Origin of the sequence: Pseudomonas sp. V88_4, from assembly GCF_029967985.1 — a bacterium.
Classification (GTDB): domain Bacteria; phylum Pseudomonadota; class Gammaproteobacteria; order Pseudomonadales; family Pseudomonadaceae; genus Aquipseudomonas; species Aquipseudomonas glycinae.
On sequence record NZ_JASCAF010000034.1, the window covers coordinates 266,973 to 279,641 of the forward strand.

The window sequence follows — 12,669 nt, forward strand, 5'->3', positions numbered from 1 at the left end:
CGTTATCAAAGTTTGGTCAGGGACAGGCCGGCCCAGGTCGCGAGCAGCCCGCCGAATACGCTGATGGCCGCATAGCCCAGGGCCAGCGGCACTTGCCCGCTTTCCAGCAGGCGCACCGTATCCAGTGAAAAGGATGAAAAAGTCGTCAGCCCCCCGAGGAAGCCGACCATCAACCCGGCACGCACCTCGACAGGCACTTCCGGGCGTATCAAAAACAGGCCGTACAACACGCCAATCAGCAGACAGCCCACGATATTAACGGCCAGCGTCGCGGTATAGAAGTGCCGCGGCCAATTGGCGTTGACCCAATTGCCGGTGGCGAAGCGCAACAAGGTGCCGGCAATCCCGCCGACGGAGACTGCAACGATCAGTGGAACCACTATTTTCTCCGCTGCCGGGGGCTTAAACGATCAAGTTGGGCGAGGTGGTTGAGCTTTTCGCCGATTTTCAACTCCAGGCCACGGGGCACCGGCTGGTAGAAGGGAATCGGGTCGAGTTCTTCCGGGAAATAGTCTTCGCCGGCAGCATAAGCGTCTGGCTCGTCGTGGGCATAACGGTATTCGTCGCCATAACCCAATTGCTTCATCAATTTGGTCGGCGCATTGCGCAGGTGCAGCGGCACTTCCAACGAGCCATGTTCGGCGGCGGCACGCAGCGCGGTCTTGAAGCCCATGTACACCGCGTTGCTTTTCGGCGCACAGGCCAGATAAGTGATGGCCTGAGCCACTGCCAACTCACCTTCCGGGCTGCCGAGACGTTCCTGCACTTCCCACGCGGCGAGGCACAGGCTCAAGGCACGAGGATCGGCATTGCCGATGTCTTCGCTGGCCATGCGCACCACGCGCCGGGCCAGGTACAGCGGATCGCAGCCGCCGTCGATCATTCGCGCAAACCAGTACAGCGCACCATCCGGATTGGAGCCGCGCACTGACTTGTGCAGCGCGGAAATCTGGTCGTAGAACGCTTCGCCGCCCTTGTCGAAGCGCCGGCGAGTGTCGCCGAGCAGGCTTTGCAGCAGCTCGGTGCCCATCTCACTGTTGTCTTCAGCCAGATCCGAGGCGTTTTCCAGCAGGTTCAGCAGGCGCCGGCCATCGCCATCGGCGGCGGACAGCAGCATCTGGAAGCCTTCATCGCTGAGGGTCAGATGACGCTTGCCCAGACCACGCTCTTCGGTGAGTGCGCGGTGCACCAGTTTGCGCAACGCCGCTTCGTCGAGGCTCTTGAGTACGTAGACCCGCGCCCGCGACAGCAATGCGTTGTTCAGTTCGAACGAAGGGTTTTCGGTGGTGGCGCCAATGAAGATCAGCGTGCCGTCTTCAACGTACGGCAGGAAGGCGTCCTGTTGAGACTTGTTGAAGCGGTGTACTTCATCGACAAACAGAATCGTGCGCTTGCCGTATTGGCCGGCCTGCTGCTTGGCGATTTCCACCGCCTGACGGATCTCCTTGACCCCGGCCAGCACCGCCGAAACCGTTTCGAAGTGCGCATCCGAGACTTCCGCCAGCAACCGCGCCAGCGTGGTCTTGCCCACGCCCGGCGGCCCCCAGAAGATCATCGAATGCAGGGCACCCTGCTCCAGCGCCTCGCGCAGAGGCTTGCCGCGAGCGAGCACGTGTTCCTGACCGACGTACTCATCCAGATTGGTCGCCCGCAAACGGGCGGCCAGTGGCTGGGCAATCGGTGCACTGCGAAACAGATCCATCACGTACTGTTGAAACCTCTGTGTTTATTCCTGAATCACATCGGCACCCTTCGGGATGTCGAACTTGAACTTCGAGGCCGGGACCGCTTCGTTGGCCTTGACCCCGGTAAACAGGATGTTGGTGCGCTGGCCGACGCTGTCGATCAGTTGCATGTCATTGACCAGACCGTTGCGGAACGACAGACGCAGGCTGTCGAACAGGGTGTCCTTGGTTTTCGGCTTCAGGGTGAAGTCGATCACGCCGCCGGCCTCTTTGGCGGTAATGTCGAAGCTCTGGCTGATTTTCGATACGTCGCCGGACAGCAACAGAGCCGGGGTCTGGGTCAGACGCTCATCGAGCTTCTTGATAGTGGCCTGTTCCAGGTCCGGGTCCCACAGGGTGACTTTCTTGCCGTCGGAGACCATGGTCTGCTCGGCGGGCGCATTGGTGTGCCAGTAGAACAGGCCTGGACGCTGCAGGGTCATGTCGCCGGTGGTTTCCTGCAACTGGGTGCCGCTGCCGTCGAGGGTCAATTGGGAGAAATTGGCGGTCAGGGTCTTGGATGTTTCGAGCAATTGGGTCAGGCGAGCCACATCCTTGTCATCGGCGTGAGCCGTGAGGGTGGTCAGAGCCAGTACCGGCAGCAACATGCGGATAAGACGCATGGGAGTCCTCTTGAATACTCGTGGGAAAGTGGACGGCGCTTCATGCACCGTCCATTGCATTTGGATCAGGGTATCGAATCAGTCGCGTACCGGGCCAGGGGCCAGGACTTCGCGGGAACCGTTGGTGTTCATCGACGTCACGACCCCGGCCATTTCCATGGCTTCGATCATGCGCGCGGCACGGTTGTAACCGATCTTCAGCTTGCGCTGAACAGCGGAGATGGAGGCGCGGCGGCTTTCCAGTACGAACTGCACGGCTTCGTCGTACAGCGCGTCGGCTTCCGGATCATCGCCATCACCGCCGCCGCTGCTGCCTTCGAAACCACTGCCCGCCTCTTCGACACCGTTCAGGATGTCGTCGTTGTATTCCGGCGCGCCACGCAGCTTCCAGGCCTCGACCACCCGGTGAACTTCATCGTCGGACACGAATGCGCCATGAACCCGGATCGGCAGGCTGGTGCCCGGCGGCATGTAGAGCATGTCACCGTGGCCGAGCAGTTGTTCGGCGCCGCCCTGGTCGATGATGGTCCGGGAGTCGATCTTGCTGGACACCTGGAACGCCATCCGGGTAGGGATGTTGGCCTTGATCAGACCGGTGATCACGTCCACCGACGGCCGTTGGGTCGCGAGGATCAGGTGGATACCGGCCGCACGCGCCTTCTGGGCGATACGGGCGATCAGTTCTTCGACCTTCTTGCCGACGATCATCATCATGTCGGCGAATTCGTCCACGACCACGACGATGGTCGGCAGCTTCTGCAACAGTGGCGCTTCGTCGTGGATGCTTTCGCGTTTGTACAGTGGATCGCTCAACGGCTCGCCGGCATCCTGGGCTTCCTTGACCTTGGCGTTGAAGCCGGACAGGTTTCGCACGCCCATCTTCGCCATCAGCTTGTAGCGACGTTCCATCTCGGCAACGCTCCAGCGCAGGGCGTTGGCGGCGTCCTTCATGTCGGTCACGACCGGGCACAGCAGGTGCGGAATGCCTTCGTAGATCGACAGCTCGAGCATTTTCGGGTCGATCATGATCAGCTTGGCGTCGTCCGGGCCGGACTTGAACAGGATCGACAGAATCATCGCGTTCACGCCCACCGACTTACCGGAACCGGTGGTACCGGCCACCAGCAGGTGCGGCATTTTCGCCAGGTCGGTGATGACCGGCTTGCCGCCGATGTCGTGGCCCAGGGCCAGAGTGACTGGCGATTTGAAGTTGTCGTACTCAGGCGTCGACAGCACTTCGGAGAAGCGCACGATCTGCCGGTCTTCGTTGGGGATCTCGATACCGACCGTGGTCTTGCCAGGAATCACTTCCACCACCCGCACGCTGGTCACGGCCAGCGAACGCGCAAGGTCTTTTGCCAGGTTGGCGATACGACTGACCTTGACGCCAGCGGCTGGCTGGATTTCGTAACGGGTAATGACCGGGCCGGGATGGATCGAATCCACGGTGACTTCGACGCCGAATTCCTTGAGCTTGATCTCCAGCAGGTGGCCGACAGCGGCCAGGGACTCGGGCGAATAATTGAGTTGTTTCTTTTCCGCGGGATCGAGAATCGAGATGGGTGGCAAGGTGCCTTCCACGGCGCTGTCGACGAACAACGGCACCTGCTTCTCTTTCTGCACGCGTTTGCTTGGCTCCGGCGCCTTGACCGGAGCCGGGGCGATGACCGGCGGCACCTGTTTCTCGCGCTCGGACATGTGCTTGCTCAGGGCCTGCTCGCGCTCGATCAGACGTTCCTTGACCTTGGCCTGCTCACGTTTGTCGGTGACCGTCGGTGCAACCACGTCATGCACGCGATCGTCGACTTCACGCAGTTGCGCGACCAGTTGCTTGCGCTCGGTACGCGCCGACCACCAACGGTTGACCGCGCCCTGGAACAGTTCGAACAGGTCGAGGGTGATCTTGCCGGTGATGTCCATCACCTTGAACCACGACAGGTCGGTGAACACCGTCAGGCCGAACAGGAACAGTGCGATAAACAGCAACGTACTACCCTGAATGTTCAGGGCATTGCGGGCCAGGTCACCAAGGCTTTCACCCAGCGCACCACCCGCGCCGGCCGGCAATCCGGTGGGGGCATGGAAATGAATGTGCGCCAGCGCGGCGCCGGACAACACCAGAAACACCAGGCCGATCAGGCGCCAGGAGAACAGCCAGCCGCTCCACTGCCACGGCTCGTGGCGCTGACGGAAGATCTGATACGCCTTGATCGCCAGCAGCAGCGGGAAGATGTACGCGAAGTAACCCAGCACCATGAACAGGATGTCGGCGCTGTAGGAGCCCGCCGGGCCACCGAAATTCTGCACGTCATCGATCTTGCTGTTGTGGCTCCAGCCCGGATCGTCCTTGCCGTAGGTCAACAAAGCCATCATCAGGAACAGGCACAAGGCGCCGATGGCGATCAATGCACCTTCCTTGAGCCGGTAGTGCAATTGCTGGCGCCAAAGCGGAACGACTGTTTTTGGTGCTTCCGTGGATTTCTTCAAAACGCTTCTTTTCCTGCGCCAGAGGCGCGTCCATCTATTGAATGACGATAAAAAACTGCCCAATCCAGGCAGGTAAAAAATTGACGGGCACAACGGAGACTACTTTTAACACTGCGCCCCGCCTTTTATAAACACGGCACGCGGCGAATATTCTGTAACAGCCCGGCATTGTACGGGTTTGCGCGTTCGATGCCATGCTTCCAGGTCTCTGGTTCAAGCATAGCCAAACGCACAACACCCGGCGTTCAATTTGAGCATGCATTGTCTTTTGTGACAAAGGCTTATGAGGTGTATTTGATGAACGTAGCGAAGCATTCGCACCTCATCTCCCCTGAGCGCCGCACATTGGCATCGGTGTCCTTGCCCGCAGCGGTGTTGTGCCGGATTACGACCGCATCCGGATGCTCAAGTTGCAGCGGCACACACGCAGCACCGCAATGGAGGACATTCGCCTCATTTCCCGGCACACTTTACCGCGGGCCCAGCGCCCACCGCCCTCCCCTTCTGCAAGCCTGGACGCCATGCTGACTTGGTTACAACGCAATTCACTGACTTTCCCGCCACTGGAAAAGGCCATGCGCGATCCCAACGGATTGCTGGCGGCTGGTGGCGACCTGTCCGCCGATCGCCTGATCCAGGCCTATCGCCATGGCTGCTTTCCATGGTTTTCCGAAGGCCAGCCGATTCTCTGGTGGTCGCCGGATCCGCGCACCGTGCTTTTTCCCGACGAACTGCACGTCTCGCGCAGCCTCGGCAAATTGATGCGCAAACAGCGTTATCAAGTGACCTTCGATCAGGATTTCGACGCCGTGATCCGCGCCTGCGCCGCGCCAAGGGAATACGCCGACGGCACCTGGATCACCGAGGCGATGCAGGACGCGTATATCGAACTGCATCGACGCGGCTTTGCCCATTCGGTGGAGGTCTGGGATCAGGGCGAACTGGTCGGCGGCCTGTACGGCCTGGCGATGGGGCAGCTGCTCTTCGGCGAGTCGATGTTCAGCCGCGCGGACAACGCGTCCAAGTACGGCTTTGCGACGCTGGTGCAACATCTGAAGGAAGCGGGTTTCGTGCTGATCGACTGCCAGATGCCGACTGAGCACCTGCACAGCCTCGGCGCCCGAGCTATTTCACGGCAGACATTCGCCGACTATCTGGCCCGACACCTCGATCAACCCAATCACGCGACCTGGGTTTGCTGAGCGACTTTTGCGCGCGTGGCTTACACTTAATTCACCAGCTTACCCTTGAGGGTTGATCATGACCGAGTTGGCGCGGTTGAAGTTTTATGCCACTCAGCCTCACTCTTGCAGTTATCTGCCCGAGGAACAGGCGACGACCCTGTTTCTCGATCCGAGCCAGCCCATGGATGTGCATGTCTACGCAGACCTGTCAGAAATGGGCTTTCGTCGCAGCGGCGACCACCTGTACCGCCCGCATTGCCAGAACTGCAATGCCTGCGTGCCTGCGCGCATTCCGGTGGCGCAGTTCAACCCCAACCGCCAGCAGAAACGCATTTTCAAACGCAACAGCGATTTGCAGGTACGCCCGGTCAAGCCGGCGTTCAGCGAAGAGTACTTCGACCTCTATCAGCGCTACATCGAACAGCGCCACGCGGATGGCGACATGTACCCGCCGAGCCGTGATCAATTCTCGACCTTTCTGGTACGCGACCTGCCCTTCTCACGCTTCTACGAGTTCCGGCTCGACGGACGGTTACTGGCAGTCGCCGTCACCGATCTGCTGCCCAACGGCCTGTCAGCGGTCTACACCTTTTACGAGCCGCAGGAAGAACGTCGCAGCCTGGGGCGCTATGCGATCCTCTGGCAAATCGCCGAAGCCCAGCGCCTGGGACTTGAGGCGGTGTACCTGGGTTACTGGATCAAAAACTGCAAAAAGATGAACTACAAGACCCAATATCGGCCCATTGAACTGCTCATCAATCAGCGCTGGGTCATCCTGAACTGAATGCAAACCCTAAACCCCTTGGCGTAAACCCCATTTTTCGGGCACAATGCACGCCGCTTTTGCCTGGCGCAGTTGCACCGGGCCATTCATTGGATACCGAGGGCTTTACTGCATGTCGAAAGAAGACAGCTTCGAAATGGAAGGCACTGTCGTCGACACCCTGCCCAACACCATGTTTCGTGTGGAGTTGGAAAATGGGCACGTCGTAACCGCGCATATTTCCGGCAAGATGCGCAAGAACTACATTCGTATTCTTACCGGTGACAAAGTGCGCGTCGAGCTGACGCCCTATGACTTGAGCAAAGGGCGTATTACTTACCGCGCTCGCTAATCAAGTCAATACAAGACGCCCGGCACATGCCGGGCGTTTTTGTTTGTCTGGGCCTTTCTGGGATTTGGCGTTTTGGGTTAGTGCTTGAGTTTTGGGTGTATATCCGTTGCTGCGGTAACGGCTTCTTAGGGTTCCGCTCTTACAGCAAGTCCCTTTTTCAAACGCCAAAAAGGAACCAAAAGGCTTTTGCCCCGGCGTACGGCACTTCGCTTATGCTCAGTGCTCCCTCGCTACGGTGTCCATCAGGGGGCATCGCCTACGGCTTGCTTCGCTGCACCTCCTCTCGATGTATGCGGCTTCGCCGCACGGCGCTGCGCGCCTACCCCCTGATGGACACCTCCGCTCGGCCTGCCGAAGGGGCTTGAGATCAAAAGCAGATCAAGAGCAAGAGCAAAAGCCAGATCAAGAGTTCCCCCTCACCCTAGCCCTCCCGAAACGTCGGACCGCCCGTAGGGAGAGGGAACTGATCGAGTGGTTTGGGAGAGCTTCGCCGACGTGCGATACCGCGTTGAACTCAGGCTTTGAAAAGCACAAAAAATCGGCCCCCTCCCCCGGGGGAGAGGGCTGGGGTGAGGAGTAAACCCACCACAAAACCAAAGCCGAACAAGCCCCGCTCCTCCCCACTCAAAACGATGAGCGTTAGCTCGAGTAAAGCTTTTGATCACAGGGCCCGTCGGCAGGCTGAGTGGAGGGATTGATCCGGGGGTGGGAGCGAAGCGACCGTTTGGCGAAGCCAAACACATCGAGAGGAGGTGCAGCGAAGCAAACCGTAGGCGATGCCCCCGGATCAATCCCGGAGCGAAGGAACCCCGAGCCTCAGCGAGGGGCCGTACGTCAGGGTTAGAGACCTTTTGGTTACTTTTGGGGCGTTTGCCAAAAGTGACCCGCCGTAAGGGCGGAACCCTAAGAAGCCGTTACCGCAGCAACGGATATGCCCCCCAAACCAAAAACCGCAGACAGCAAAAAGGCGCCCAAAGGCGCCTTTCGCTTTACAACAGACCAACAACCATCAAGCCATTTCTGCAGTGGTCTCGAAGTCAAACGTCAGCTCACCATCCTTGATGTCGATGTGAACCACACCGCCATGCTCGGCCAGCTCGCCAAACAGAATCTCCTCCGCCAGCGGACGCTTGATCTTGTCCTGGATCAGACGCGCCATCGGACGTGCGCCCATGGCCGAATCGTAACCACCGGCCGCCAGCCAGCTGCGCGCCGCATCGGTCACTTCCAGAAGCACCCGCTTGTCTTCCAACTGCGCCTGAAGCTCGGTAAGGAACTTGTCCACCACGCTTTTGATGACCTCATGACTGAGGCGACCAAACTGAATGATGGTATCCAGACGGTTGCGGAATTCCGGCGTGAAGCTCTTTTTGATCACTTCCATCGCATCGGACGAGTGGTCCTGATGGGTGAAACCGATCGAAGCACGTGCCGCCGTTTCAGCACCGGCGTTGGTGGTCATGATCACGATCACATTGCGGAAGTCCGCCTTGCGCCCGTTGTTGTCAGTCAGCGTACCGTGGTCCATCACCTGCAGCAGCAGGTTGAAGACTTCCGGATGCGCCTTCTCGATTTCATCGAGCAGCAATACGCAATGCGGTTGCTTGGTGATCGCTTCGGTCAACAGACCGCCCTGGTCGAAACCGACATAACCCGGAGGCGCACCGATCAGACGCGATACGGTGTGACGCTCCATGTACTCGGACATGTCGAACCGCACCAGGTCGATCCCCAGCGCCTTGGCCAATTGACGCGCGGCTTCGGTTTTACCAACACCGGTCGGCCCTGCGAACAGGAACGAACCGACAGGCTTGTCCGGCGACTTGAGGCCGGCACGGGACAACTTGATCGCAGTCGACAGCGAATCGATCGCCGCGTCCTGACCAAACACCGTCAGCTTCAGATCACGCTCGAGGTTACGCAGCAGTTCCTTGTCGGAACTCGTGACGTGCTTCGGCGGAATCCGCGCGATTTTCGCAACGATGTCCTCGACTTCAGGGACTTCGATGCGTTTCACACGCTTCTCGACCGGTTGCAGACGCTGATAGGCGCCGGCCTCGTCGATCACATCGATGGCCTTGTCCGGCATGTGCCGGTCATTGATGTAGCGCGAAGCAAGTTCGGCAGCGGCGCGCAGCGACTCATCGCTGTATTCGATGTTGTGATGCTGTTCAAAACGCCCTTTCAGACCGCGCAGGATACCGATGGTGTCTTCCACCGACGGCTCAACGACATCGACTTTCTGGAAGCGACGCGCCAGGGCGCGGTCTTTTTCGAAAATTCCACGGAATTCCTGGAACGTGGTCGAACCGATGCAGCGAATGTCGCCAGACGACAGCAGCGGTTTGAGCAGGTTCGAGGCATCCATGACGCCACCGGACGCAGCACCCGCACCGATGATGGTGTGGATCTCGTCGATGAACAGGATCGCCTGCGGACGTTTTTTCAGCTCGTTGAGCAGCGCCTTGAAGCGCTTCTCGAAATCACCGCGATACTTGGTGCCTGCGAGCAGAGCGCCCAGATCGAGGGAATAAACGACGCTGTTGGCCAGCAGGTCCGGCACCTGGTTGTCGACAATGCGCTTGGCCAGGCCTTCGGCAATCGCGGTTTTACCCACGCCCGCCTCGCCCACCAGCAGCGGATTGTTCTTGCGACGACGCGCGAGAATCTGCGCGACACGCTCGACTTCCGTTTCACGCCCGACCAGCGGATCGATCCGGCCCTGGCGTGCGAGTTCGTTGAGATTGCTGGCATAAGCGTCCAGCGGATTGCCTGAAGAAGAAGACTCACCGCCCTCGTCGTCCTGCATATCTTGTTCACCTTCAGAGTGATCGCCATGCCCCGGCACTTTGGAAATGCCGTGGGCGATATAGTTGACGACATCAATGCGTGCAACGCTCTGCTGTTTCAGCAGAAACACCGCCTGACTCTCTTGCTCACTGAAGATTGCAACCAGCACGTTGGCGCCGGTCACTTCGCGCTTGCCCGAGCTCTGCACATGAAAGACAGCACGTTGCAGCACACGCTGGAAGCCCAGGGTTGGCTGGGTTTCGCGATCCTCGTCGTGGACGGGGATCAATGGCGTGGTGGAGTCGATGAACTCCTGCAGGTCGTGCTTGAGTTTGTCGAGGTTTGCGCCGCAGGCACGCAATACGGTGGCGGCAGCCTCATTGTCCAATAGGGCCAGCAGCAGGTGTTCGACGGTCATGAACTCATGACGCTTCGAACGTGCCTCCTTGAAGGCAAGATTGAGGGTGACTTCGAGCTCGCGGTTTAACATAGCTTCACCTCATACCCAAGTGGTCGGCGATTAACCGTCCTTCTCGATTTCACAGAGTAGCGGATGCTGGCTTTCCCTGGCGTACTGGTTGACCTGCATGGCCTTTGTCTCGGCGATGTCGCGGGTAAACACTCCACATACTGCCCGCCCTTCTGTGTGGACGGCCAGCATGACCTTGGTCGCCAGCTCGCGATTCAGGTTAAAAAACACCTCGAGCACTTCGACGACGAAATCCATCGGTGTGTAGTCATCATTGAACAAAACCACCTTGTACATCGGCGGCGCCTGTAACGCAGGCTTTGCTTCCTGAACAGCAACGCCTGCCGAATCGTCGTCGTGCTCCTGTGGAAGATCCTTTTGGAGAAGCGGGCGATCCTGATTGAATGTTAGTCGAATCTGGCTGATTGCATGCATGGAAAGAAAGGTTCGTCAGTTGTGCAAATACAGTGGTGGGGGCGGCTTGACACGTTTTCAACTCCGACTGCCCGGTCACCTTGACTATCGGGAAAACGGTGTTACAACCAATAGAACCCACAGTGGGGAAAAAAGATCCGCGGAGTCAATCTTTTTAACGGATTCGACTGCGGATGAATTGGATGATACTCCAGCGATGGAGACTGTTGCAGAGGGATTTGAGCATGGCTGTCGGCAAGGTGAAATGGTTCAACAATGCCAAGGGATTCGGTTTCATTAACACCGACTCCCGCGAGGGGAAGGACGAGGACGGCAAGGAGATCGACTTCTTTGCCCACTATTCCGCCATTGAAATGGACGGATACAAAACTCTCAAAGCCGGGCAGATCGTCAAATTCGAGATCGTGCAAGGACCCAAAGGCCTGCATGCCACAAAAATTCAGAATGTCGAAGCCGCAAAAGATGCCGCCTCGGCCGCCGCTCAGCATCAATCAGTGACCAGCTGAAGCAACCAGAACACCTGCCAGAAAACAAATCGCCCGGCTCGATCACTCGAGCCGGGCGGTTTCGTTGCAGGTGCCTTTCTTACATGTGCTTGATGATCGCCTCACCGAAGCCCGAAGAGGACACCAGTGTGGCGCCATCCATCAGACGTTCGAAGTCGTAGGTCACGGTCTTGGCCTTGATGGCGCCATTGGTGCCCTTGATGATCAGGTCGGCCGCCTCGGTCCAGCCCAGGTGACGCAGCATCATCTCCGCCGACAGGATCACCGAGCCCGGGTTGACCTGGTCCTTGCCGGCATATTTCGGCGCGGTACCGTGGGTCGCCTCGAACATGGCCACGGTGTCGGACAGGTTGGCACCCGGCGCGATACCGATACCGCCCACTTCCGCTGCCAGGGCGTCGGACAGGTAGTCACCGTTGAGGTTGAGGGTGGCGATCACATCGTACTCGGCCGGACGTAGCAGGATCTGCTGAAGCATGGCGTCGGCGATGGCGTCCTTGACGACGACTTCACGACCGGTTTTCGGGTTCTTGAATTTCATCCATGGGCCGCCATCGAGCAGCTCGGCGCCGAATTCTTCCTTCGCCACCTCGTAACCCCAGTCCTTGAAGGCACCTTCGGTGAATTTCATGATATTGCCCTTGTGCACGATGGTCAGCGACTTGCGGTCGTTGTCCACCACGTATTGCAGGGCCTTGCGCACCAGACGCTTGGTGCCTTCTTTGGAAACCGGCTTGATGCCGATGCCGCAATCCTGATCGAAACGGATCTTGGTGACGCCCATTTCTTCTTTCAGGAATTTGATGACCTTGGTGGCTTCCGGGGAGCCGGCCTTCCATTCGATACCGGCATAAATGTCTTCGGAGTTCTCGCGGAAGATCACCATGTCGACGTCGCCAGGCTTTTTCACCGGGCTCGGCACACCTTCGAACCACACCACAGGGCGCAGGCAAACATAGAGATCGAGCTGTTGACGCAAGGCAACGTTGAGGGAACGGATGCCGCCACCGACCGGGGTGGTCAGCGGGCCTTTGATGGAAACCACGTAATCCTTGACCGCGTCCAGGGTTTCCTGGGGCAGCCAGGTGTCCTGGTCATAAACCTGAGTTGCTTTTTCGCCAGCATAAACCTCCATCCAGGAAATCTTGCGCTTGCCCCCGTAGGCTTTTTCTACGGCAGCATCAACCACTTTGATCATCACAGGGCTGACGTCGACGCCAATGCCGTCACCTTCGATGAAGGGAATGATCGGGTTATCAGGGACATTGAGAGAATGGTCTGCGTTGACGGTGATTTTGTCGCCGACGGCTGGAACCTGAATCTTCTTGTAACCCAT

11 protein-coding genes are annotated in these 12,669 nt (G+C 58.7%); 4 read left to right on the plus strand and 7 right to left on the minus strand.

Annotated elements, in window-relative coordinates; translation table 11 throughout:
• Window positions 1–5: 5 nt before the first annotated feature.
• From crcB to QLG12_RS12835, 4 genes are all read right to left on the minus strand, one after another.
• Window positions 6–380 (minus strand): fluoride efflux transporter CrcB, encoded by a 375-nt coding sequence (gene crcB / locus QLG12_RS12820; protein ID WP_065259161.1) that lies wholly within the window; start codon window positions 378–380, stop codon window positions 6–8.
• On the minus strand, window positions 380–1,702 hold the full coding sequence (locus tag QLG12_RS12825; RefSeq protein ID WP_007958186.1) for a replication-associated recombination protein A: 1,323 nt from the start codon (window positions 1,700–1,702) through the stop codon (window positions 380–382). Before QLG12_RS12825 ends, crcB begins: the two co-directional genes overlap by 1 nt.
• Before the next feature lie 24 nt (window positions 1,703–1,726).
• Window positions 1,727–2,347, minus strand: a complete 621-nt coding sequence (lolA, locus tag QLG12_RS12830) for an outer membrane lipoprotein chaperone LolA (protein ID WP_011334944.1) — start codon at window positions 2,345–2,347, stop codon at window positions 1,727–1,729.
• A 78-nt stretch (window positions 2,348–2,425) separates the two neighbouring features.
• A complete protein-coding gene (locus QLG12_RS12835; protein WP_084776936.1) occupies window positions 2,426–4,834 on the minus strand; it encodes a DNA translocase FtsK in 2,409 nt (802 codons plus the stop codon).
• A 521-nt stretch (window positions 4,835–5,355) separates the two neighbouring features.
• On the opposite strand from QLG12_RS12835, the gene aat reads away from it, so the two are divergent.
• The 3 genes from aat (at window position 5,356) to infA (ending at window position 7,133) form a co-directional block, all read left to right on the plus strand.
• Entirely contained in the window at window positions 5,356–6,036 is a 681-nt protein-coding gene (aat, locus tag QLG12_RS12840) for a leucyl/phenylalanyl-tRNA--protein transferase (protein WP_282474634.1), read from the plus strand.
• Between the two features lie 58 nt (window positions 6,037–6,094).
• Window positions 6,095–6,802: an arginyltransferase gene (locus tag QLG12_RS12845; protein ID WP_197867470.1), complete on the plus strand. Its 708-nt coding sequence runs from the start codon at window positions 6,095–6,097 to the stop codon at window positions 6,800–6,802.
• Window positions 6,803–6,914: 112 nt separating this feature from the next.
• Window positions 6,915–7,133: a translation initiation factor IF-1 gene (infA, locus tag QLG12_RS12850; protein ID WP_002553999.1), complete on the plus strand. Its 219-nt coding sequence runs from the start codon at window positions 6,915–6,917 to the stop codon at window positions 7,131–7,133.
• A 1,009-nt stretch (window positions 7,134–8,142) separates the two neighbouring features.
• On the opposite strand, the gene clpA is transcribed toward infA, so the two are convergent.
• A complete protein-coding gene (clpA, locus tag QLG12_RS12855) occupies window positions 8,143–10,413 on the minus strand; it encodes an ATP-dependent Clp protease ATP-binding subunit ClpA (RefSeq protein ID WP_282474635.1) in 2,271 nt (756 codons plus the stop codon).
• Window positions 10,414–10,443: 30 nt separating this feature from the next.
• Window positions 10,444–10,827, minus strand: a complete 384-nt coding sequence (gene clpS, locus QLG12_RS12860; RefSeq protein ID WP_011334948.1) for an ATP-dependent Clp protease adapter ClpS — start codon at window positions 10,825–10,827, stop codon at window positions 10,444–10,446.
• A gap of 224 nt (window positions 10,828–11,051) precedes the next feature.
• On the opposite strand from clpS, the gene QLG12_RS12865 reads away from it, so the two are divergent.
• Window positions 11,052–11,333 carry a cold shock domain-containing protein gene (locus QLG12_RS12865; RefSeq protein WP_179694433.1) on the plus strand — a complete coding sequence of 94 codons (282 nt, stop codon included), beginning with the start codon at window positions 11,052–11,054 and terminating at the stop codon, window positions 11,331–11,333.
• A 79-nt stretch (window positions 11,334–11,412) separates the two neighbouring features.
• On the opposite strand, the gene icd is transcribed toward QLG12_RS12865, so the two are convergent.
• Entirely contained in the window at window positions 11,413–12,669 is a 1,257-nt protein-coding gene (icd, locus tag QLG12_RS12870) for an NADP-dependent isocitrate dehydrogenase (protein ID WP_197867460.1), read from the minus strand.

Excerpts from the sequence above, each read along its gene's own strand:
- QLG12_RS12845 (WP_197867470.1), top strand. The coding sequence starts at position 6,095 with ATGACCGAGTTGGCGCGGTTGAAGTTTTATGCCACTCAGCCTCACTCT.
- QLG12_RS12865 (WP_179694433.1), top strand. The coding sequence starts at position 11,052 with ATGGCTGTCGGCAAGGTGAAATGGTTCAACAATGCCAAGGGATTCGGT.
- clpA (WP_282474635.1), bottom strand. The coding sequence starts at position 10,413 with ATGTTAAACCGCGAGCTCGAAGTCACCCTCAATCTTGCCTTCAAGGAG.
- aat (WP_282474634.1), top strand. The coding sequence starts at position 5,356 with ATGCTGACTTGGTTACAACGCAATTCACTGACTTTCCCGCCACTGGAA.
- lolA (WP_011334944.1), bottom strand. The coding sequence starts at position 2,347 with ATGCGTCTTATCCGCATGTTGCTGCCGGTACTGGCTCTGACCACCCTC.
- icd (WP_197867460.1), bottom strand. The coding sequence starts at position 12,669 with ATGGGTTACAAGAAGATTCAGGTTCCAGCCGTCGGCGACAAAATCACC.
- QLG12_RS12825 (WP_007958186.1), bottom strand. The coding sequence starts at position 1,702 with ATGGATCTGTTTCGCAGTGCACCGATTGCCCAGCCACTGGCCGCCCGT.
- infA (WP_002553999.1), top strand. The coding sequence starts at position 6,915 with ATGTCGAAAGAAGACAGCTTCGAAATGGAAGGCACTGTCGTCGACACC.
- clpS (WP_011334948.1), bottom strand. The coding sequence starts at position 10,827 with ATGCATGCAATCAGCCAGATTCGACTAACATTCAATCAGGATCGCCCG.